Source organism: Actinomadura kijaniata (genome assembly GCF_014138665.1).
Lineage (GTDB): Bacteria > Actinomycetota > Actinomycetes > Streptosporangiales > Streptosporangiaceae > Spirillospora > Spirillospora kijaniata.
In genome coordinates this window covers 404,154-424,924 of the sequence record NZ_JACJIA010000005.1, presented here as the reverse complement: position 1 = coordinate 424,924, position 20,771 = coordinate 404,154, and the positions used below count along the sequence as shown (strand labels likewise).

Sequence of the window (20,771 nt, the reverse complement as noted above, 5' to 3'; positions counted from 1 at the left end):
CTACTCCTTGACGGCCCCCGAGAGCATCCCGGTGATGAAGTGGCGCTGGAGGAAGACGTACAGCACGACGATCGGCGCGGCGATGATCAGCGCTCCGGCGGTGAGCAGCGTGTAGTCGGTCTGGTGCGCGCCCTGGAAGAACGACAGGCCGAGCGGCGCGGTGCGCAGGTCCTCGGCGGAGTTCAGCACCACCAGCGGCAGCAGGAACTCGTTCCAGGTCCACATCGCGACCAGCAGGACCATGGTGAGGACGGCGGGGCGGCCCATCGGCACCAGGACCCGCCACAGCGTGGTCCAGCTGGACGCGCCGTCGATGCGGGCCGCGTCCAGCAGGGCGCGGGGCACGCTGCGGAAGTAGGCGCGCATCCAGAACGACCCGAACGCCACCGACTGCGCGACCTGCGGCAGGATCACCCCGGCGTAGGTGTTGTCGAGGCCCAGCGTCCGCAGGTCGAAGTACAGCGGCACCACCACGGTCTCGGTCGGGACGGTCAGCCCGGCCAGGAACAGCAGGAACAGCGCGCCCGAGCCGCGGAACTCCAGCGTGCCCAGCGCGTACCCCGCCATGATCGACAGCACGGTCGCCAGCGCGACGGTGACCGTCGTGACGATCACGCTGTTGCGCAGGTAGGTGCCGAAGTGGCCGTCCCGCCACGCCCGCTGGAACGCCGACAGGTCGAGGTCGGGCAGGTGCAGCGCCTGCTGCACCGCGCCGACCAGCGGGAACAACGCGACGAACGCGAACGCCACGAGGATGGCGTAGTTGAGGACGCGTTCCCGGGTCCCGATCACGCGGCCCCCCTCCGCCCCTCGGCCAGGCGGCTGATCCCGGCGGTCAGCGCGAACACCAGCGCCGCCAGCGTCACGCCGATCGCGCAGGCCAGGCCGACCTCCCCGGTCTCGAACGTGCGGTGGTACACCTCGTAGGCGGGGACCTTGGTGGCCTCGCCCGGCCCGCCCTTGGTGGTGACGTACACCAGGTCGAAGTTGCGCAGCGCCGCGACCGAGGTGAGCGTCAGCGCCACGCCCAGCTCCCGGCGCAGGCCCGGCAGGGTGACGGCGCGGAACTCGGCGACCGGCCCGGCCCCGTCGATCCGCGCGGCCTCGTACAGCTCGCGGGGGATCTTCTGGACGCCCGCCAGGAACAGCACCATCGCCAGCCCGACCTCCACCCACGTGCCGACCAGCCCGACCGCCGGGAGCGCCAGGTCGAAGTCGCCGAGCCAGCCGCGCGACCAGTCGGGCAGGCCGAGCGCGTGCAGCAGCCGCAGGAACCCGTTGACCGGGCCGTCCGGCGAGTACATCCACTGCCAGGCCACCGCGACCGCGACCATCGCGACCACCTGGGGCAGGAACAGCACCGTCCGGAAGAACGCCAGCCCCCGCACCCGCGTCCGGGACACCACCGCGACCAGCACGAACGCCAGCAGGCACGGGATGACCGCGTAGAAGACGACCAGGACCAGGGCGTGGCCGAACGCGCCGCGCAGCGACGCGTCGGTCACCACCCGGGCGTAGTTGGACAGGCCCGCCCAGGTGCCCGTGCCGAGGCCGTCCCACTCGTACAGCGAGAACCACACCCCGCGGATCACCGGCCACACCAGGAACGCCGCGTAGACCAGCAGGGCGGGCAGGACGTACAGCCACCCGATGTTCCGGGGCGCTCCGGGCGGGCGCCCCCTCCCGCGCGGCGGGGTCACTTCTTCAGGAAGGTCGTGTAGTCCTTCTGCGCGGCCCGCATGGCCTCGTCCGCCGTGGTGCGGCCCGCGACCAGCTCCTGGAGGGGGCCGCCGAACGCGTCGCCGAAGGTGGGCGTGGCGTAGTCGAGGTAGGGGGTGATCCCGTCGCCCTTGCTGAGCGCGTCCCAGGCTGCGGCGATGTCCTTCATCACCGGCTCGGTGGGCTGTTTCGTCGGCGGTTTCAGGGCGGGCAGGTTGCCGGTCTCGACGGACACGTCCATCGCCTCGGGCGAGGTGATGAAGTTGATGTAGGCGGCGGCCACGTCGGGGTGCTTCGACTTGGCGGTGATGGAGAACGGCAGGCTCTCGCCGCCCATCGTCGTGGGCGCCGCGCCCGCCTGCTGCGGGGGCGGGGCCATGAACCCGACCCTGTCCTTCATCCGGTCGTGGAGGTCGGCGGCCCACCAGGTGCCGCCGATCATGAACACGCCCCGTCCCCTGGCGAAGTTGACGGGGGTGTCGTCCCACTTGACGGCGTTGGCGTCCTTGTCGAGGTAGCCCTGCCTTGCCCAGTCGGCGAGTTTCTGCGCGGCCTGCACGTTGGGCCCGTCGGTCCAGGCACCGCCGCGCCCGAACACCAGGTCGCGGACCTTGTCCTTGCCGGTGAGCTGGTCCTGGACGACGCCGTAGACCTGGATGCCGGGCAGCTTCTCCAGGTTCCCGAACGCCAGCGGCTGCTCGCCCCTGCCCTTGGCGGTGGCGAGGGCCCGTTCGAACTCGTCCCACGTCCGGGGCGGCTGGACCCCGATCTTCGCGAGCTTGTCCTTGTTGTAGTAGACGCCGACGATCTCGCCGTTGAGGGACAGCCCGTACAGGTCGCCCGACCCGATCGACCTGCCGTCGGGGGTGACGCTGTTGAGGTCGGTGAGGCCCTTGGGGTAGCGCTTGGTCCAGCCGTAGACCTGGTCGTAGGGCTTGAGGGACAGCAGCATCCCGGCCTTGACGAACTGGCCCATCGCGGCGTAGCCCTGGTTGGCCTGCACGACGTCGGGCGGGTTGCCGCCCGACAGCGCCAGCCGCAGCGTCTTCTGCAGGTCGGTGAACGACCGCGCCACCCGGTTGATCTTGACGTTGGGGTACCTCGCCTGGAAAGCGGCGTTCAGCTTCTCGATCTGCCGCCGCTGGCCGCCCTGGACCTCCTGGTCCCAGACGGTGAGCGTCACGTTCCCCGCCTTCGCCACGTCGGTGCTCACCGATGCGGGCGTCCGGGCGGCGGGCCGGTCCCCTCCCCCGCCCGGCGCGCACGCCGCGGCCGCCAGCGCGGCGGCCCCCAGCACGACGGTTCCCAGCAGCGTCCTCCGCCCGACCGGTGTCTGCATCTACGGTTCCCTTCGGGGTGTCGGCGGTTCCCTTCGCAGGGTGGGCTCGGCGCGCACGACCGTGTCGGCGGCCGCGTCGGGGATGAACGGGATCACGAACGCGTACTCGGCCAGGACCGACTCGGGCACCTCGCCCGACTCGCCGAACGCCGCGATCTCCCCCCAGCACGGCGATCCCAGCGATCCGCTGCGGTGGCGCACCGACAGGCCCGCGCACAGGTTGGCGAACCGCAGGCGCTCGGGCAGCGGCAGCTCCGCCAGGGTCGCGAACACGAACCCGGCGGCGAACACGTCCCCGGCTCCGGTGGCGTCCAGCGCCCGCACCGGCAGCGCGTCGGTCTCGGCCCGCTCCCCGGTGCGCGAGTCGATCGCCACCGCGCCCCCGGAGCCGCGTTTGACGACCACGACCGGCAGCCGCTCGGCGAGGGCGCGGGCGGCGTCCTCGGGGGTGCCGGTGCGGGTGTAGGCCATGGCCTCCACGGCGTTGGGCAGGAACACGTCCACGTGCTCCAGCCGGTCCAGGACCTCGGCCGACCAGGCGCCGGTGGGGTCCCAGCCGAGGTCGGCGAAGACGGTCGCGCCCCGGCTGCGCATCGCGCGGGCCCAGCCGGGGACCGGGCGGTCCACGTCGACGAAGCAGGCCCGCGCGTCCGGCGGGTCCCCGCCGACCAGGTCGTCCTCGCCGACGGGCGCGGGGCGCTCGTAGGTGACCATGCTGCGGTCGGCGTCGTAGGCCATCGACACCGTCACCGGCGTCGCCCAGTCCGGGACCAGCCGGGACCGGCTGAGGTCCACGCCCTCCTGGACGGCGAGGGTCCGCCACAGGTAGGAGCCGAACAGGTCGTCGCCGAACGGCGCGGCCAGCCCGACCCGCAGGCCGAGGCGGCTCATCGCGACCGCGATGTTGGCGACCCCGCCGGGGGCCGAGCCGAGGCCGTCGGTGACGATCTCGGTGCCGGGCGGCGGCAGCCCCGGCAGTCCCGTGAAGATCATGTCCATGAAGACCCGGCCGGACAGGAACACGTCCAGCCCGGTCCGGCCCTCGTGCAGCCGTTCGCCGGCGGGCTCGCGCTCGGGGCAGGGGTCGTCCAGTGACGGCTCCGGCACGGCCGGGCGCGCGTCCGCGGTCTGGGTCACGGCGCCTCCACGGTGAGGCCAACGGCGGGTGTCGCGACGATAACCCGGCGATGCGCTGGAAGGCACGTTCCACGGACCAAAATGATCATATTTTCCGGGGCGGTGCGGCCCGGTGGCGGCGCGGCGCGCCCGGCGCGGCCCTCCGTCCGGCCCCTTCTTCCGGAAAGGTTCCCGGCGCCGACCGATGATGTTGGGAACGCGTTGTCCCCTCGGTTCACCGGCGGTGTTTCCCTGGCTTCACGCCTTTCCCACCGCGTGAAAGGAAGGCGCGGAGGGGCGGTGTGATGTTCCTCCCGACCGGCATGACCTCGGCATTCGTGGGCAGGGGGGCGACATGAGCGAAAAGAACGAACACCCCGGCCGGCGGGCGGAGGAGGACGAGGCCGCGCGGCGCGAGGGACCGCGCGGCGACGTGGGCCCCGGCGGCGGGGGCGAGGGCGACGTGACGTTCGAGTTCCGGCCCGAGCCCGTGCGGCAGCGCGAGAGCGAGGGGCACGGCCCCGCCGAGGCGCCCCAGGTGGAGCCGGAGGACAAATGAACGGCGGGGAAATCCGCGGTGGCCGCCGCCGGTGGGAACCGGCGCGGACGCGGCGGCGTTTCTCTCCGTGATCCGCCATTCCCTTATGGCATGATGCGGGCACATTCGGACTGACACAAGGAGTGAGATGACCACCAAGCCGACCGAGGGCGATCTTCTTGCCGTGTTCACGCGGGCCGACCTCGGCGGTGACGAGCAACTCGACCTGATGGAGTTCACCCTGGTCCTGGACAGCCTCGGGATGTCCTGGTCCAAGGCGGAGGTGCAGGACCGCTTCGAGAAGGCCGACACCAACCGCGACGGGCTGATCTCCTTCCCGGAGTTCCGGGCGCTGCTCGAGACCCAGGGCTGGGCCGAGGGCGGACTGCAGACCGCGCGCGGCTGAGCCCGCGGTCGTCACCGCGTTGACCCCGTCCGGTGCCGCGCCCGCGCGGCGGCGGCACCGGACCGCCCCCGTGGACGCCCCCTGCCCGGATGCACGGCCGGATGCGCGGCCGGGAACGTGGCCGGGTGCGGGCGGGGATCTTGCCGGGTGCGGTGGGCGGGGTTATCTTCCGGTCACCACTGGGACGCCCGGAAGGCGTGGTGATGTCCGTGCGCGCGCGTTGGTCCTCGCTGGTAGTCGCGGTCGTCGCCGCGTTGTCCCTGGTGGGCGCGGTGCCCGCGCGGGCGGCGGAGCCGGACTGGTCCCGGCCCGGCCCGCACGAGGTCGCCGTGGAGGTCCTCCCGGCGCACACGCTCTTCTATCCGAAGCACCCCGGCCCCGGACGGCGGCCGGTGATCCTGTGGGGGAACGGCACCGCCGCCATCCCCCTGTTCTATGTGAGCCTGCTGCGGCACTGGGCCGGTCACGGGTTCGTCGTGGCCGCCGCCAACACCCCCATGTCGGGGACGGGCCGGGAGATGCTCGCCGGGCTCGACGTCCTGGCCGCGCGCGATGCCGGGACCGGCCTGCTGGGCGGGAGGATCGACCTGCGGCGCGTGGCGGCCAGCGGGCACTCCCAGGGCGGGGCCGGTGCGATCAACGCCGCCGCCGATCCGCGCGTGGTGACCGCCGTCCCGATCCAGCCGGGCGGGCGGGCCGACGGGGCGCGGCTGCGCGGGCCCGCGCTGTTCCTGGCCGGGGAGAAGGACTCGATCGTGACGCCCGCCGAGGTCAGGCGGTACTTCGACGCCGCCGGGCAGGTGCCCGCGATCTACGCCGAGCTGCGGGGCGCCGACCACTTCACCCCGCTGGCGGACGGCGGGGGGTACCGGGGGCCCACGACGGCGTGGCTGCGTGCGACGCTGCTCGGCGACGCCCGGGCCAGGGCCCTGTTCTCCGGTCCCGGCTGCGGGTACTGCGCTGACCCGCGGTGGTCGGCGTTCGTGCGCAACGCCGGGGCGGGCGGCGCCTGACCGTCCGCCCCGGCGGCGCGTGTCAGACCCGGCGGCCGCGCAGCGCGCGGTAGCGCCGCACGAGCGCGGCGGTGGACGGGTCGGGCGCGCCGTCCTGCGGTTCCTGCGCGGTCAGCGCCGGGGTGAGCTGGTTGGCCATCACCTTGCCGAGCTCGACGCCCCACTGGTCGAACGAGTCGATGCCCCACACCACGCCCTGCGTGAACGTGATGTGCTCGTAGAGCGCGACCAGCTGGCCGAGGACCGAGGGCGTCAGCTTCGGCGCGAGGATCGTGCTGGTGGGCCGGTTGCCCGGCATCACCTTGTGCGGCACGACGGCGGCGGGGGTGCCCTCGGCGGCGATCTCGTCGGCGGTCTTGCCGAACGCCAGCGCCGAGGTCTGCGCCAGCAGGTTGGCGGTGAGCAGGTCGTGCATGCCCTCCCCGCCCTCGGCGGCGGCGTCCCGGAACGGCTCGGCGAAGCCGATGAAGTCGGCCGGGACCAGCCGGGTGCCCTGGTGCAGCAGCTGGTAGAACGCGTGCTGGCCGTTGGTGCCGGGCTCGCCCCAGAAGATCTCGCCGGTCTGGGCGATGACGGGGACGCCGTCGGCGCGCACCGACTTGCCGTTGGACTCCATGGTGAGCTGCTGGAGGTAGGCCGGGAAGCGGGCCAGGCGCTGGCTGTAGGGCAGCACCGCGTGGGTCTGGGCGCCGAAGAAGTCGGTGTACCAGACGCCGAGCATCGCCATCAGCACCGGCATGTTCTCCTCGAACGGCGCGGTGCGGAAGTGCTCGTCCATCGCGTGGAACCCGGCGAGCATCTCGCGGAACCGCTCGGGCCCGACGACGACCATCAGGGACAGGCCGATGGCGCCGTCGAAGGAGTAGCGGCCGCCGACCCAGTCCCAGAAGCCGAACATGTTGTCGGTGTCGATGCCGAACTCGGCGACGCGCTCGGCGTTGGTGGACACCGCCACGAAGTGCCGGGCCACGGCCTTGTCGTCGCCCAGCCGCTCGACGAGCCACTGCCGAGCCACCTTGGCGTTGGTGAGGGTCTCCAGGGTGCCGAAGGTCTTGGAGGCGACGATGAACAGCGTCTGCTCGGGGTCGACCTCGTCGAGCACGCGGGTGATGTCGGCGGGGTCGATGTTGGAGACGAACCGGGCGGTGATCCCCGCGTCGGCGTAGTCGCGCAGGGCCTCGTAGGCCATGGCGGGGCCGAGGTCGGAGCCGCCGATGCCGATGTTGACGACCGTGCGGATCGGCTTGCCGGTGTGGCCGGTCCACTCCCCCGACCGGACGCGGTCCGAGAAGGCGGCCATCCGGTCGAGCACCTCGTGGACGTCACGCACCACGTCCTGGCCGTCCACGACGAGCCGGGCGTCGCGGGGCAGCCGCAGGGCGGTGTGCAGCACCGCACGGTCCTCGCTGACGTTGATGTGCTCGCCGGTGAGCATCGCCTCGATCCGCTCGCGCAGCCCCGCGGCCCCCGCCAGCGCCGTCAGCAGCCGCACGGTCTCGGCGGTGACGCGGTGCTTGGAGTAGTCCAGGTACAGGTCGGCGGCGGTCACGTTCATCCGGCCGACCCGCTCCGGGTCCTCGGCGAACAGCTCGCGCAGGTGCCGGACGGACACCTCGGCGTGGTGTTCGGCCAGCGCGGACCACTCGGCGGTCTCGGTGATATCAGTCACGGTCCTCTTCTCCTCGCCATGCCAGGCGAACGCCGACGGCGCCCCCAGGAAGGAACTGCCTCACGCCCCCGCGGCGATCTTATTTCGGCGTTCGCTCGCATGGACGCCAACCCGCGCGGGGCGCGCCGTCTTCCCGGCACGCCCCTACCCCGCGCGGGACGCGTCGAACGCGACGCCGATCACCGGTCCCCGAAGATCATCGGTGCGCGTACAGTGGCCGGGGACCACGGGAACGGCGGAGGCGAGGGCGGGGATGGACGAGCGGCGCTTCTGGGTCGGGACCTACACCGGCGCGATGGGACCGGGCGAGGGCGTCTACCTGGTGCGGCGCGGCCCGGACGGCGCGCTGCGCGACCCGGTGCTCGCGGCGCGCGCGACGAGCCCGTCCTACCTGGCCCGGCACCCGCGCCTGGAGGTGCTGTACGCGGTCGGCGAGGACGCCGAGGGTTCGGTCACGGCGTTCGCCGTCGAGGACGGCGCGCGGCTGCGGCCGCTGGGGTCGCGCCCGGTTCCGGCCGATCCCTGCCACCTGGCCGTCTCGCCGGACGGCGCGACGCTGCTGGTGGCCAGCTACACCGCCGGGACGGTCGCCGCGCAGCGCCTGGACGCCGCGGGCGCGTTCACCGGCGACCCGGCGCTCTTCCAGGGGAGCGGCGGCGGCCCGCGCGCCGACCGCCAGGAGGGCCCGCACGCGCACGCCGTCGCGTGGGCCCCGGACGGCACGGTGCTGAGCGTCGACCTGGGCGCGGACCTGGTGCGGGCCTTCCGCCGCACGCCCGGCGGCCTGGAGCCCGTCGCCGAGATCCCGGTCCCGGCCGGGTACGGCCCGCGCCACCTGGTCGTGCGTCCCGGCGGCCAGGTGTACCTGCTGACCGAGCTGGAGCCGCGCGTCCTGGTGCTGACGCCGGGCGACTCGTACGCCGACCTGAAGGTGACCGCCGAGTCGCCCGCGACCGCGGGCGACCCCGGCCCCGGATCGCTGTGCGCGGCGATCCGGCTGGGCGGCGACGGCCGCTTCGTCTACACCTCCACCCGGGGCGCCGACGTCGTCACCACGCACCGGGTGCTGGACGGCGGGGCGCGCCTGGAGCCGGTCGCCGACGTGCCGACCGGGGCGTCCTGGCCGCGCGACTTCGTGCTGGACGGCCCGTGGCTGCACGTGGCGCACCAGCACGCGGGCGACGTGCGCACGTTCCGGCTGGACGAGGAGACCGGCGTTCCGGCGCCGGTGGGCGGGACCGTCGCGGTGCCCGCCCCCGTGTGCCTGCTGCCCGCCTCCTGAGCGCCCGCCCTCCGCGCGCTACTTCTTGAGCAGCGGCGTCATCTGGTCGATGGCGTAGGGGATGCTCAGCACGGTGTTGAACGACAGCGCCGCGCCGATCGGCGGGTCCTGGTAGGTCAGGAACAGGTCGCGGCCCTCCCTGGCGACCTTCAGCTCCTTGTAGACCCTGTCGTTCCTGATGCGCTCGTGGGGCTCCTTGCCGGTGGTCAGCCACACCAGGCGGTCGACCTCCAGCATGTTCAGCCCCTCGGAGCCGAACTCGGCGACGTTGGACTTGCCCGCCGCCCTGGTGATGTTCTCGGGGACGGTGAAGCCGAGCTCGGCCAGGAACGCCGACTTGGGGTCGCCCTTCTGGAACGCCGAGTAGGTGCCGGCCTTGAAGCTGTCGGCGGCCACGGCCGTCTTGCCGCGCCACTGCGGGTTGTCCTGGCGGACCTTGGCGAACCGGGCCTGCATGCCGTCGATCAGCTCCTTGGCCTTGGCGTCCTGCGCCAGGGCCTTCCCGGCGAGCCGGGTGTACTCCTGCCACGGCGCGGCGTAGGGGTCGAAGCCCTTGGGCTGGGCGACCACGGGGGCGAGCTTGGAGAGCCTGTCGTAGTTCTCCTTGGTGACGCCCGCGTACATCGCGAAGATCAGGTCGGGCTTGAGGGAGACGAGCTTCTCGAAGTCGACGCCGTCCTCGCGCAGGCCGAGCACGGTCGGCTCGGCGCCGGCCCAGGCGGCCTGGGTCCACGGCCAGTCGGTGAACGGCTTGCGCTGGAACCAGTCGACCACGCCGACCGGCCGGTACCCGAGCGCCAGCACGGGCTCGTGGTCGCTGAGGCCGATCGTGACGATCCGTTCCGGCCGCTTCCGGATCTCGGTGGTGCCGAAGGAGTGCTCCACGGTGACGGGGAAGGAGCCGCCCGCCGCGTTCGGACCGGCGGGGGCGGGGCCGTCGTCCTTGGCGCCCGATCCGCAGGCGGCCAGGGACAGTCCCAGCGTCAGGGCGGCGAGCGCCGCGGTCAGGCGCCGGGTACGCCGCGCGCCCGCGCGGGTCTTGCGGAGATAAGGCATCGTGTCCTCTTCGGGTGGGGCCGGCCGGCCTGGTGATACTAAGGTGAGGCTTACCTAAGATCAACACCGGAGCCGGACCTCCCCCTTAGATCGGATCTTCGTGACGCTCTCCACCGCCCCTCCCCCGGCGGTCGCCGCCGGGACGGGCCGCACGGCCCGGCGGACCCTGGTGCTGTCCGTGGCCGCCGCGGTCCTCGTCTTGCTCTGCCTGGTGTCGCTGGCCGTCGGCAGCCGCTCGATCCCCCTCGACGCGGTCGTGCGCGCGCTGTGGGACCCGGCGCATCCGGCGGTGGACGCCGAGACCGAGGCGATCGTGCGCGGCACCCGCGCGATGCGCACCCTCGTCGCCGTGCTGACCGGCGCGGCGCTGGGGCTGGCGGGCGCGGTCATGCAGGGGCTCACCCGCAACCCGCTGGCCGACCCGGGGCTGCTCGGCGTCAGCGCGGGCGCGGCGTTCGGCACCGTGGTCGCCGCCGGGCTGCTCGGGCTGACCGGGCTGCTCGGGTCGATCTGGTTCGCCTTCGGCGGCGCGCTCGCCGCCGCGGTCGCGGTGTACCTGCTGGGCAGCCGGGGCCGGGGCGGGGCCTCGCCGGTGAAGCTGGCCCTGGCCGGGGTCGCGGTGACGGCGCTGCTGGACTCGCTGACCAGCGGGATCGCCCTGACCGACCCCGAGGCGCTGGACCGCTACCGGTACTGGTCGGCCGGCTCGCTGACCGGGCACGACGGGGCCACGCTGGCGCGGGTGGCGCCCTTCCTGGCGGCCGGGGCGCTGCTGGCGCTCAGCATCGCGCCCGCGCTCGACAGCATCGCCCTCGGCGACGACGTCGCGACGTCGCTGGGCCGGCGGCTGGGCGCGGTGCGGATGCGCGCGGCGCTGGCGGTCACGCTGCTGACCGGCGCGTCCGTCGCCGTCACCGGGCCGATCGTGTTCGTCGGGCTGGTGGTGCCGCACCTGCTGCGGTCCCTCATCGGCCCCGGCCACCGCTGGCTGCTGCCGGGGTCGATGCTGGTCGCGCCCGGCGTGCTGCTGGCGGCCGACATCCTCGGCCGGGTGGTCGCGCGGCCGCAGGAGATCGACGTGAGCCTGGTCGCCGCGTTCCTCGGCGGCCCCTTCTTCATCGCCCTGGTCCGGCGGCGGCGGATGGCGGGGCTGTAGGCGATGCGCGCGAAGACGACGAGGGCGACGGAGACGATGGGGACGACGAAGACGATGGACGCGACCCGGAAGGTGGCCTTCCGGCTGGACCGGCCCGCCGTCTCCGGCACGGTGCACGTGCGGACGGCGCTGGTGGGGCTGGCGCTGGCGGCCGTGACGTTCCTGGTGTTCTGCGGGACGGTCGCGTTCGGCAGCGGCGGTTACACGGTGCCGCTCACGCAGGTGGTGCCCGCGCTGTGGGGCGGCGGCGACACCGCCTCGCTGTTCGTGGTGCGCGAGCTGCGGCTGCCGAGGGCGTCGGTCGCCCTCGCGGCGGGCGCGGCGTTCGGCGCGGCGGGCGCGGTCTTCCAGTCGGTGACGCGCAACCCCCTGGCCAGCCCCGACATGCTCGGCATCACCCAGGGCGCGGGCGCGGCGGTGGCCGCCGGGATGGTGCTGGGCACCGGCGCCGGGCTCGGCACGCAGGCCCTCGGGCTGGCGGGGGCGCTGACGGCCGGGGTCCTGGTGTACGCGCTGGCGTGGAACCGGGGCACGACCGGGTACCGGATCGTGCTGGTGGGCGTCGGGGTGAGCTGGATGGGCCTCAGCCTCACCTACCACCTGCTCAGCCGGGCCGAGCTGTACCAGGCGCAGAAGGTGCTGGGCTGGCTGGTCGGCAACCTCAACGACCGGGGCTGGGAGCACGCCCGGCCGACGGCGCTGGCGCTGGCGGCGCTGCTGCCGGTGCTGCTGCTGCTCGGCCGCCTGCGCCGGACGCTGATGCTGGGCGACGAGGTCGCCGCCGGGCTCGGCACGCCGGTCCAGCGCACCCGGCTGGCGCTGCTGCTGTGCGGGACGGCGCTGGCGGCGTTCGCGACCGCCGCGGCCGGTCCGGTGCTGTTCGTCGCGCTGGCCTCGCCGCAGATCGCCCAGCGGCTGACCCGCGCCGCCGCCCCGCCGGTGGCGGCCGCCGCGCTCACCGGGGCGTCGCTGGTGCTGGTCTCCGACCTGGTCGCCCAGCGGGCGTTCGGCTCGCTGATGCTGCCCGTCGGCGTGGTGACCGGGGTGCTCGGCGCGCCGTTCCTGCTGTGGCAGCTGGCGCGCGCCAACCGGTCGGGCTCGGGCGGGTGAACGCGGCGGCCCCTTGAATTCGCCTCGGCGCGGGCGGGGCCGGAGGATCGTGCGGCGGGCCGGGGCCGGGCCGGGACCGTCAGGACCCCTGCCCCTCCTGGGCGGCGATGTCCTTGCGGATCTCCTCCATGTCCAGGGCGCGGGCCTGGGCGACCAGGTCCTCCAGGACGTGCTCGGGCAGCGCGCCCGGCTGGGAGAAGACCATCACGTTGTCGCGGATGATGGCCAGCGTCGGGATCGAGGTGATCTGGAACGCCTCGGCCAGCTCCTGCTCGGCCTCGGTGTCCACCTTGGCGAACACGACGTCCTCGTGGCGCTCGGAGACCTTCTCGTAGACCGGCGCGAACTGGCGGCACGGCCCGCACCACGACGCCCAGAAGTCGATCAGGACCATGTCGTGGGACTCCACCGTCTCGGTGAAGGTCTCCTTGGTCAGCTCGATCGTGGCCATGCTCTCCTCCTGGATCCTCGGGCGGGCCGGGTGCGCGGTCGGCCACCGGCGCCCCGTACAACCGGAGGAGGGCCGTCCGCATTCCGCCCGATCACTTGCTGGGTTCCGGCGCGTCGCAGGAGATCTTGGGGTTGAGGCCGATGTAGTTGAGCGGCCCCGCGATGATCGTCACCAGGATCGTCCCGACCTTGCTGCAGTTCTCGACCTCGCCCGTGTAGTAGCCGCGCTGCCCGCCCGCGATGGCGCCGATCACCAGCCAGACGATGAGTACGAGCGATCCGATCCTCATGACATGACCTCTCTTCCAACGGCGGTGTCGGACCTGTCCCCGCAAAACGGGACAGAAAACGGCGCCCAGATCATGTTTTGCCCGCTTCGTGGCTCTCCTGGTTTGATAAGGCTTACCTAAGTTGCTGATCATCGAAGTGGGGGGACGTGGACGAGGCGCTGACAGGGCGGCGGGTGCTGTGGGGCGCCGTCCGGGGACAGTGGCGGGACGTGACGGTCAGCTCCGTCCTCGCCTCCGGGCACCAGATCGGCGAGACGCTGGTCCCCGTCCTGATCGGCCTGGCGGTGGACCGGGCGATCGGGCGCGGCGACGGCGGCGCGCTGCTGCTGTGGCTGGCCGTCCTCGCCGTCGTCTACCTCGGCCTGTCGTGGGGCTTCCGGCTCGGCGCCGGAGCCGGGGAGCGGGCCGGGGCCCGCGCCGCCCACGGCCTGCGGACCGCGCTGGTGCGGCGGGTCCTGGACCCGCGCGGCGGCGCCGCCGACGGGCGGCTGCCCGGCGCCCTGGCCACCATCGCCACCGAGGACGCCCGGCGCGTCGGCGCGGTCAACGTGGCGGTCTTCGCCGGGGTCGCGGCGCTGGTGGCGATCGTGGTGGCGGCCGTGGTGCTGCTGCGGGTGTCGCTCCCGCTCGGCCTGCTGGTGCTGCTCGGCACCCCCGCGCTGCTGGCGGCCGGGCACCTGCTGAGCAAGCCCCTGGAGCGCCGCAGCCACGCCGAGCAGGAGCGCGCCGCCCACGCCTCGGCCGTCGCCGCCGACCTGATCGGCGGGCTGCGGGTGCTCAAGGGCATCGGCGCCGAGTCGGCCGCCGTCCGGCGCTACCGGCGCATCAGCGGCGAGTCGCTGACCGCCACGGTCCGCGCGGCGCGGGCCGAGGCCTGGCAGAACGGCACCGTGCTCGCCCTCACCGGGACCTTCATCGCGATCGTCGCGCTGATCGGCGGGCGGCTCGCGGCGGCCGGCGACATCTCCCTGGGCGACCTGGTCACCGCCGTCGGCCTGGCGCTGCTGCTGCTCGGACCGCTCCAGGTGCTGGCGTGGGTGAACACCGAGTTCGCGCAGGCGCGGGCCTCGGCCGCCCGGATCGCCGAGGTGCTGGCCTCCCCCGCCGCCGTCCCGCCCGGCGACGCCGAACCGGCGCGCCCGGTGCGCGGGCACGTCCGGCTGACCGGCGTGACCTGCCGCACGCTGCGCGGCCTCGACCTGGAGGCGCGGCCCGGCGAGCTGGTCGGGGTGGTCGCCGCCGACCCCGCCGACGCCGTCGCGCTGCTGCGCTGCCTGGGCCGCGAGCGCGATCCCGACGACGGCGCGGTGGAGCTGGACGGCGTCCGGCTGGCCTCGCTCGACCCCGGCGACGTGCGGCGGGAGATCCTGGTGGCCCCGCACGACGCCGACCTGTTCGACGGCACCCCGCTGGACAACGTCTCCGCCGCCGCCCGCCTCGACGCGCGCGCGGCCCTGGCCGCCGCCGGAGCCGACGACGTGGACGCCGCCGCCCCGGTCGGCGAGGGCGGCCGGTCCCTGTCGGGCGGGCAGCGGCAGCGGGTCGCGCTGGCCCGCGCGCTGGCCGCCGACGCACCCGTGCTGGTGCTGCACGACCCGACGACCGCCGTCGACGCCGTCACCGAGGCGCGGATCGCCGACGGGATCCGCGCCCTGCGCACCGGCCGCACGACGATCGTGGTGACCACGAGCCCGGCGCTGCTGGCCGTCACCGACCGCGTGGTGCTGCTGACCGGCGGCCGGGCCGCCGACACCGCGCCGCACGCCGAGCTGGTCGACCGGCACGACGACTACCGGACGGCGGTGCTGGCATGACCCCCTCCCCCGAGTCCCCCGAGTCCCCCGAGTCCCCCGGGGCTCCCGACGCCCTGCTCCCCACCGCCTCCGGCGCGCGCGTGCGCGCCGTGCTCGGCGAGCTGGTCCGCCCGCACCGGGGGCTGGCCGCCGCCGGCTTCACCGTGCTCGCCGCCGCGACCGGCGTCGGGCTGCTGACCGCCCCCGCGCTCGGCCGCGTCGTCGACATCGTGGCCGACCACCGGCCCGCCTCGGCCGTCACGCCCGTGGCGGTGCTGCTGGTGGCCGTCGCGGTCGTCCAGGGCCTCGCCACGGCGGCCGGGCTGTCGCTGGTGTCGCGGCTCGGCGAGACCGTCCTGGCCCGCCTGCGCGAGCGGTTCGTCGAACGCGCGCTGTCCCTCCCGCTGGCGGAGGTCGAGCGGGCGGGCACCGGCGACCTGACCGCGCGCGTCACCGGCGACGTCTCGCTGGTCGCCGAGGCGGTCCGGCGGGCGCTGCCCGAGCTGGTCCGCTCCGGCCTGGCGATCGTCCTGACGCTGGCCGCGCTGGCGCTGCTGGACTGGCGGTTCCTGCCGGCGGCGCTGGTGGCGCTGCCCGTCCAGGTCGCCACGGCCCGCTGGTACGTGCGGCGCGCGACGTCGCTGTACGCGCGGCAGCGGATCGAGACGGGCAGGCAGCAGCAGCGCCTGCTCGACAGCATCGGCGGGGGCGCGACCGTGCGCGCGTTCCGGCTGGAGGACGACCACACCGAACGCGTCGCGCGTTCCTCCGGGTCGGTCGTGGACTGGACCCTGCGGGGCGTCCACCTGGTGCTGCGGTTCTACAACCGGCTGCACGTGGCCGAGTTCGCCGGGCTGGCCGCCGTGCTGGCCGCCGGGTTCTGGCTGGTGCGGGGCGGGTCGGTGTCGGTCGGCACCGCGACCGCCGCCGCGCTGTACTTCCACAACCTGTTCGCCCCGATGAACACCGTGCTGGTGCTGCTGGACGACGCGCAGGCCGCCGCCGCGGGCCTGGCCCGCCTCGTCGGGGTCGCCGACCGTCCCGCCGCCGAGGCCACCGGCCGCCCGGCCCCGGCCGAGGCGACGGTGTCGGCCAAGGGCGTCGAGCACGCCTACCTGCCGGACCGCCCCGTGCTGCACGGCGTGGACCTGGACCTGCGGGCCGGGGAGCGCGTCGCGCTCGTCGGCGCCAGCGGCGCGGGCAAGACGACGCTGGCCCGGATCGTCGCGGGCGTCCACCCGCCGGCGGGGGGCACCGTGCGGCTCGGCGGCGTCGCCCTGGACGAGCTGGGCCCGGACGCGACCCGCCGCGCCGTCGCGCTGGTCACCCAGGAGGTCCACGTGTTCGCCGGGCCGCTCGCCGACGACCTGAGGCTGGCCCGCCCGGACGCCTCCGACACCGACCTGCGCCGGGCGCTGGACCGGGTCGGCGCGCTCGGCTGGGCCGAGACCCTGCCCGAGGGCCTGGACACCGTCGTCGGCGAGGGCGGCCACCGCCTCACCGGGGCGCAGGCCCAGCAGCTCGCGCTGGCCCGGCTGGTGCTGGCCGACCCGCCGGTCGCGGTGCTGGACGAGGCGACGGCGGAGGCGGGCAGCACCGGCGCCCGCGCGCTGGAGCGGTCCGCCGCCGCGGCCGTGGAGGGCCGCACCGCGCTGATCGTCGCGCACCGCCTCACCCAGGCCGCCGCCGCCGACCGCGTGCTGGTCATGGACGGCGGGCGCGTCGTGGAGAGCGGCACCCACGCCGAGCTCCGCGACGCGGGCGGCCGCTACGCCGAGCTGTGGGCCGCCTGGTCCGGCTCCCGCACCGCTCCCTGACCCCGTCCGGCCCCGTCGGGAAGGCTGATCCATGACCGTGACCGAGCAGAACGTCCCGGAGCTGAGCGCCGCCGGGCTCCGGCTGGCCTACGACGGCCGCGTCGTCGTGGACGACCTGGACCTGACCGTCCCGCCCGGGAAGGTCACCGTCATCGTCGGGGCCAACGCCTGCGGCAAGTCCACCCTGCTGCGGGCGCTGGCGCGGCTGCTGTCGCCCCGGGCGGGGCGGGTGCTGCTGGACGGGCGCGCGCTGTCGTCGATCCCGACGCGGGCGCTGGCGCGGCGGCTGGGCATCCTGCCCCAGTCGCCCGTCGCGCCGGAGGGCCTGACCGTCGGGGAGCTGGTGGGCCAGGGCCGGTCGCCGCACCAGACGTGGTGGCGCCAGTGGTCGGCCGACGACGAGCGCGCCGTCGCCCGCGCCCTGGAGTGCACCGGGATGACCGACCTAGCCGGCCGGGCGGTGGACGAGCTGTCGGGCGGGCAGCGGCAGCGCGCCTGGATCGCGATGGCCGTCGCGCAGGAGACGCCGGTCCTGCTGCTGGACGAGCCGACGACCTACCTCGACCTCGCCCACCAGGTCGACGTGCTGGACCTGGTCGTCGACCTGAACCGCGACGAGGGCCGCACCGTCCTGATGGTGCTGCACGACCTGAACCAGGCGTGCCGGTACGCCGACCACATCGTCGCGATGAAGGCCGGCAGGGTCGTGGCGCGGGGGGCGCCCCGCGAGGTCGTCACGGCGGCGCTGGTCGCCGACGTGTTCGGCCTGGAGTGCGAGATCGTGCCGGATCCGGTCAGCGGCACGCCGCTGGTCATCCCGATCGGCCGCCACCACCGGGCGCCGGGCGCCCCCGCCTGAGCGGGGGCGCCCCTCCTCCCCGGCCGGCGGCTCAGCCGGTCCGCTGCGGGACGTTCCAGGGGTTGTCGTCGCGCAGCGGCTCCGGCAGCAGCTCCGGCGGCCAGTTCTGGAACGCCACCGGGCGCAGGAACCGCTCGACGGCGGCCGTGCCCACCGAGGTGGTGAGCGGCGCGGTGGTCGCCGGGAACGGCCCGCCGTGCTGCATGGCGGAGGTGACCGACACGCCGGTGGGCCACTGGTTCCACAGCACCCGGCCGCTGCGGTCGACCAGCGTCGCCGCCAGGGCCGCCAGGTCGGCGGCCTCGTCGGGCTCGGCGTGCAGCGACGCGGTGAGCTGGCCGGGCAGCGCGGCGACGGCGTCCGCGACGTCGGCCAGGTCGTCGTAGGTCACCACGAGCCCGAGCGGCCCGAAGCACTCCCGCGCCGCGCCCTCGTCGGCCCGGAACGCCGCCAGCTCCATCGTCAGCAGGCGGGGCCGCAGGACGTCCTCCGGCCACACCACGCGGCGCACGCCGGGGCGTTCGGCCAAGGCGGCGGCGGTGTCGACGAACCCGGCGGCGATGCGCTCGTTGAGCATCGGCGCGGCCGGGGCCCCGGCCACCAGCGGCGTGAGGTGCTCCACCAGCGACGCGGGCGCGAACAGCAGGCCGGGGTTGGTGCAGAACTGGCCCGCCCCCAGGGTGAGGGACCCGACGTACCCCTCGGCGATCTCCCGGCCGCGGGCGGCGGCGGCGCGCGGGGTGACCACGACCGGGTTGACGCTGCCGAGTTCGCCGTAGAACGGGATCGGCACCGGGCGTTCGGCGGCGATCCTCGCCAGGGCCAGCCCGCCGCGTTCGGAGCCGGTGAACGCGGCGGCGGCCAGCGCCGGGTGCCGCAGCGCCTCGACGCCCTCGGCCTCCCCCTCGACCAGGCCGAACACGCCCTCGGGCAGCGCCTTGGCGACGATCTCGGCGGTGCGGCGCGACAGCCGGGGGTGGCCGGGGTGGGCCTTGACCACGACGGGGCAGCCCGCCGCCAGCGCCGCGGCGGTGTCGCCGCCGGCGACGCTGAACGCGAACGGGAAGTTGCTGGCGGCGAACACCAGCACCGGGCCGATCGGCGCGCGGTAGCGGCGCAGGTCGGGACGGGGGCCGGTGGGCCAGCCGGGGTCGGGCCGGTCGATGCGGGCGTCGTGCAGGGCGCCCTCGCGGACCAGCTCGGCGAACAGCCCGAGCTGGAAGGTGGTGCGGGTCAGCTCGCCGTTCAGCCGCGCGTCGGGGAGGTGCGACTCGGCGGCGGCCAGCGCGACGAGCTCGGCGCGGGCCGCCTCCAGCGCGGCGGCGACGGCCTCCAGGGCCTCGGCGCGCGCGGCGGGCGGGGTGCCCGCCCAGCCGGCGGCGGCGGACGCGGCGGCGGTGACCGCCTGGTCCGGGGTCATGTGCTGCTCCCTTCGGGGGTCGCGGGCGGGGTCGGGTCGGCGGCGCGGCGGTTCTCCGCCGAGTGCCGGTAACCGTAGAACGCGTACACGATCATGCCAAGGACCATCCAGCCCGCGAAGCGGGCCCAGGTGACCCAGTCGAGGTTGGCGATCAGCCAGACCGAGAACGCGACGCCGACCAGCGGGACGACCGGCACCCACGGGGTGCGGAAGCCGCGCGGCAGGTCGGGGCGGGTGCGGCGCATCACGATGACGGCGAGCGCCACCACGATGAACGCCGACAGGATGCCGATGTTGGTCAGGTCGGCGGCCTCGCGGATCGGCAGCAGCCCGGCGATGACGGCCGAGCCGACGCCGACGATCCAGATCACGCGGGTCGGCACGGCCCGCGTGGGGTGGTTGCGCGCGAAGTAGGCGGGCAGCAGCCCGTCGCGGCTCATCGAGAACCAGACGCGGGTGACCGCCAGCATGTTGGCCAGGGCGGAGCTGGCGATGCCGAGCACCGCGCCGACCGCGATGATCGTCCCGACCCAGGCCAGGCCGACCGAGGACATGGCGCTGGAGAACGGGCTCCTGGTGTCGATGTCCCGGTAGCTCTGCATGCCCAGCATCACCAGGCAGACCAGCAGGTAGATGACGGCGGCGATGCCGAGCGAGATGACGATCGCCCTGGGCAGCACCTTCTTGGCCTCGGCGCTCTCCTCGGCGGCGGCGCTCATCGCGTCGTAGCCGTACACCGCGAAGAACGTGGTGGCGGCCCCGGCGACCGCACCGCTGATGCCGAACGGCAGGAACGGCGTGTAGTTGCCGCCGGAGATGTGGAAGGCGCCGACGACCAGCACCAGCGCGACGATGGCGAGCTTGACCACCACCAGGATCGTCTCGAAGCGGGCCGACTCGCGGGTGCCGCGCGACAGCACGAACGCCAGCAGCAGGCACAGCAGCGCCGCGAACAGGTCCACCTTGTGGCCCGCCCCGGTGCCGGGCGCGCCCAGCGCCCAGGTCGGCAGGTCGAGGCCGATCTGCTCGCACAGGTAGGACAGGTAGCCGGAGATGGCGATGGCGACGACCGCGACGATCGCGGTGTACTCCAGCAGCAGGTCCCAGCCGATCGCCCAGCCGACGAGCTCGCCGAGGGTGGCGTAGGAGTAGGTGTAGGCGGAGCCGGCCTTCGGGATCATCCCGGCGAACTCGGCGTAGCACAGGGCGGCGGCGGAGCTGGCGATGATCGCGATCAGGAACGAGACCATCACGCCGGGTCCGGCGTCCTCGTGGGCGACGACCCCGGCCAGCGAGAACACGCCCGCGCCGACCAGGCCGCCCAGGCTGAGGGCGACCAGTTGCCACAGGCCCATGGTGCGCCTGAGGCCGCCCTCGGTCTCCTCCTCGGAGGAGTCGACGGGCTTGAGGCGGAACACGCCCGTCCTGGTGAAGGGTCCGGTCCGCCCGGCGGGGGCCGGGCCGGAACCGGTTTCTGGCATGACTCGGGACATGGGGGTCCCTCCCGGATGGGTGCGGGGGATGCGATGGGGGTGACCGCGCGCCCGGAGTCGGCGGACGCGCGGTGAACGGCGGCCCGGGGGCCGCCGGTTGCCCGTTCGGGGCGTGGCGATCTGTTCTCCGGTGGCCCCGGGCGGATCGCGAGGCGATGCCGCACTCGCCCGGGCACGGTCACGGCGCGGGCCGCCAGGCGGGCGCCGTGGGCCGGGACCGTGGAGGCGCGGCCGTCAGAGGGCGG

The 20,771-nt window shown here is 74.7% G+C and carries 19 protein-coding genes; 9 read left to right on the top strand and 10 right to left on the bottom strand.

The features are described 5' to 3' along the window. From HNR61_RS48015 to HNR61_RS21760, 4 genes are read right to left on the bottom strand one after another with little or no spacing between them, the layout of a single operon-like run. Positions 1-792, bottom strand: a complete 792-nt coding sequence (locus HNR61_RS48015) for a carbohydrate ABC transporter permease (protein WP_182845008.1) — start codon at positions 790-792, stop codon at positions 1-3. Beyond that, complete coding sequence (locus HNR61_RS21770) at positions 789-1,700, bottom strand: carbohydrate ABC transporter permease (RefSeq protein WP_182845007.1); 912 nt, start codon at positions 1,698-1,700, stop codon at positions 789-791. Before HNR61_RS21770 ends, HNR61_RS48015 begins: the two co-directional genes overlap by 4 nt. Then, entirely contained in the window at positions 1,697-3,058 is a 1,362-nt protein-coding gene (locus HNR61_RS21765) for an extracellular solute-binding protein (protein ID WP_182845006.1), read from the bottom strand. Before HNR61_RS21765 ends, HNR61_RS21770 begins: the two co-directional genes overlap by 4 nt. Continuing rightward, on the bottom strand, positions 3,059-4,195 hold the full coding sequence (locus tag HNR61_RS21760) for a carbohydrate kinase family protein (RefSeq protein WP_312898019.1): 1,137 nt from the start codon (positions 4,193-4,195) through the stop codon (positions 3,059-3,061). A gap of 334 nt (positions 4,196-4,529) precedes the next feature. Between HNR61_RS21760 and HNR61_RS21755 the strand changes: the two genes are divergently transcribed. From HNR61_RS21755 to HNR61_RS21745, 3 genes are all read left to right on the top strand, one after another. Continuing rightward, complete coding sequence (locus HNR61_RS21755) at positions 4,530-4,733, top strand: hypothetical protein (RefSeq protein ID WP_067816295.1); 204 nt, start codon at positions 4,530-4,532, stop codon at positions 4,731-4,733. A 127-nt stretch (positions 4,734-4,860) separates the two neighbouring features. After that, entirely contained in the window at positions 4,861-5,118 is a 258-nt protein-coding gene (locus HNR61_RS21750) for an EF-hand domain-containing protein (RefSeq protein ID WP_182845005.1), read from the top strand. A 203-nt stretch (positions 5,119-5,321) separates the two neighbouring features. Beyond that, positions 5,322-6,131 carry an alpha/beta hydrolase family protein gene (locus tag HNR61_RS21745; protein WP_182845004.1) on the top strand — a complete coding sequence of 270 codons (810 nt, stop codon included), beginning with the start codon at positions 5,322-5,324 and terminating at the stop codon, positions 6,129-6,131. A 22-nt stretch (positions 6,132-6,153) separates the two neighbouring features. On the opposite strand, the gene pgi is transcribed toward HNR61_RS21745, so the two are convergent. Beyond that, positions 6,154-7,800, bottom strand: a complete 1,647-nt coding sequence (gene pgi, locus HNR61_RS21740) for a glucose-6-phosphate isomerase (protein WP_182845003.1) — start codon at positions 7,798-7,800, stop codon at positions 6,154-6,156. A gap of 253 nt (positions 7,801-8,053) precedes the next feature. Between pgi and HNR61_RS21735 the strand changes: the two genes are divergently transcribed. Next, on the top strand, positions 8,054-9,082 hold the full coding sequence (locus HNR61_RS21735) for a lactonase family protein (RefSeq protein WP_182845002.1): 1,029 nt from the start codon (positions 8,054-8,056) through the stop codon (positions 9,080-9,082). Between the two features lie 18 nt (positions 9,083-9,100). On the opposite strand, the gene HNR61_RS21730 is transcribed toward HNR61_RS21735, so the two are convergent. Then, positions 9,101-10,138 carry an ABC transporter substrate-binding protein gene (locus HNR61_RS21730; protein WP_182845001.1) on the bottom strand — a complete coding sequence of 346 codons (1,038 nt, stop codon included), beginning with the start codon at positions 10,136-10,138 and terminating at the stop codon, positions 9,101-9,103. 100 nt (positions 10,139-10,238) lie between these two features. Between HNR61_RS21730 and HNR61_RS21725 the strand changes: the two genes are divergently transcribed. Beyond that, entirely contained in the window at positions 10,239-11,294 is a 1,056-nt protein-coding gene (locus HNR61_RS21725) for a FecCD family ABC transporter permease (protein ID WP_182845000.1), read from the top strand. Positions 11,295-11,330: 36 nt separating this feature from the next. Beyond that, entirely contained in the window at positions 11,331-12,404 is a 1,074-nt protein-coding gene (locus HNR61_RS21720) for a FecCD family ABC transporter permease (protein ID WP_182844999.1), read from the top strand. A gap of 79 nt (positions 12,405-12,483) precedes the next feature. Here the strand turns inward: HNR61_RS21720 and trxA are convergent, their stop codons facing one another. After that, the gene (gene trxA / locus HNR61_RS21715) at positions 12,484-12,855 is read right to left on the bottom strand and encodes a thioredoxin (protein WP_182844998.1); all 372 of its coding nucleotides are present in this window, start codon (positions 12,853-12,855) and stop codon (positions 12,484-12,486) included. 91 nt (positions 12,856-12,946) lie between these two features. After that, positions 12,947-13,144 carry a hypothetical protein gene (locus tag HNR61_RS21710; protein ID WP_067816276.1) on the bottom strand — a complete coding sequence of 66 codons (198 nt, stop codon included), beginning with the start codon at positions 13,142-13,144 and terminating at the stop codon, positions 12,947-12,949. A gap of 146 nt (positions 13,145-13,290) precedes the next feature. Here HNR61_RS21710 and HNR61_RS21705 point away from each other — a divergent pair, with 146 nt between their 5' ends. Genes HNR61_RS21705 through HNR61_RS21695 form a run of 3 tightly spaced genes read left to right on the top strand, consistent with a single transcriptional unit; the run spans position 13,291 to position 17,613 of the window. Next, the gene (locus HNR61_RS21705; RefSeq protein WP_182844997.1) at positions 13,291-14,958 is read left to right on the top strand and encodes an ABC transporter transmembrane domain-containing protein; all 1,668 of its coding nucleotides are present in this window, start codon (positions 13,291-13,293) and stop codon (positions 14,956-14,958) included. Beyond that, positions 14,955-16,754, top strand: a complete 1,800-nt coding sequence (locus HNR61_RS21700) for an ABC transporter ATP-binding protein (RefSeq protein ID WP_182844996.1) — start codon at positions 14,955-14,957, stop codon at positions 16,752-16,754. Before HNR61_RS21705 ends, HNR61_RS21700 begins: the two co-directional genes overlap by 4 nt. A 31-nt stretch (positions 16,755-16,785) precedes the next feature. Then, positions 16,786-17,613, top strand: coding sequence for an ABC transporter ATP-binding protein (locus tag HNR61_RS21695; protein ID WP_182844995.1), 828 nt, complete (start codon positions 16,786-16,788; stop codon positions 17,611-17,613). Between the two features lie 31 nt (positions 17,614-17,644). On the opposite strand, the gene HNR61_RS21690 is transcribed toward HNR61_RS21695, so the two are convergent. Together HNR61_RS21690 and HNR61_RS21685 are read right to left on the bottom strand one after the other, a co-directional pair. Next, positions 17,645-19,033, bottom strand: a complete 1,389-nt coding sequence (locus tag HNR61_RS21690) for an aldehyde dehydrogenase (NADP(+)) (protein ID WP_182844994.1) — start codon at positions 19,031-19,033, stop codon at positions 17,645-17,647. Beyond that, the gene (locus HNR61_RS21685) at positions 19,030-20,514 is read right to left on the bottom strand and encodes an amino acid permease (RefSeq protein ID WP_182844993.1); all 1,485 of its coding nucleotides are present in this window, start codon (positions 20,512-20,514) and stop codon (positions 19,030-19,032) included. The genes HNR61_RS21690 and HNR61_RS21685 overlap by 4 nt, the downstream gene beginning before the upstream one ends. Between the last annotated feature and the right edge of the window lie 257 nt (positions 20,515-20,771).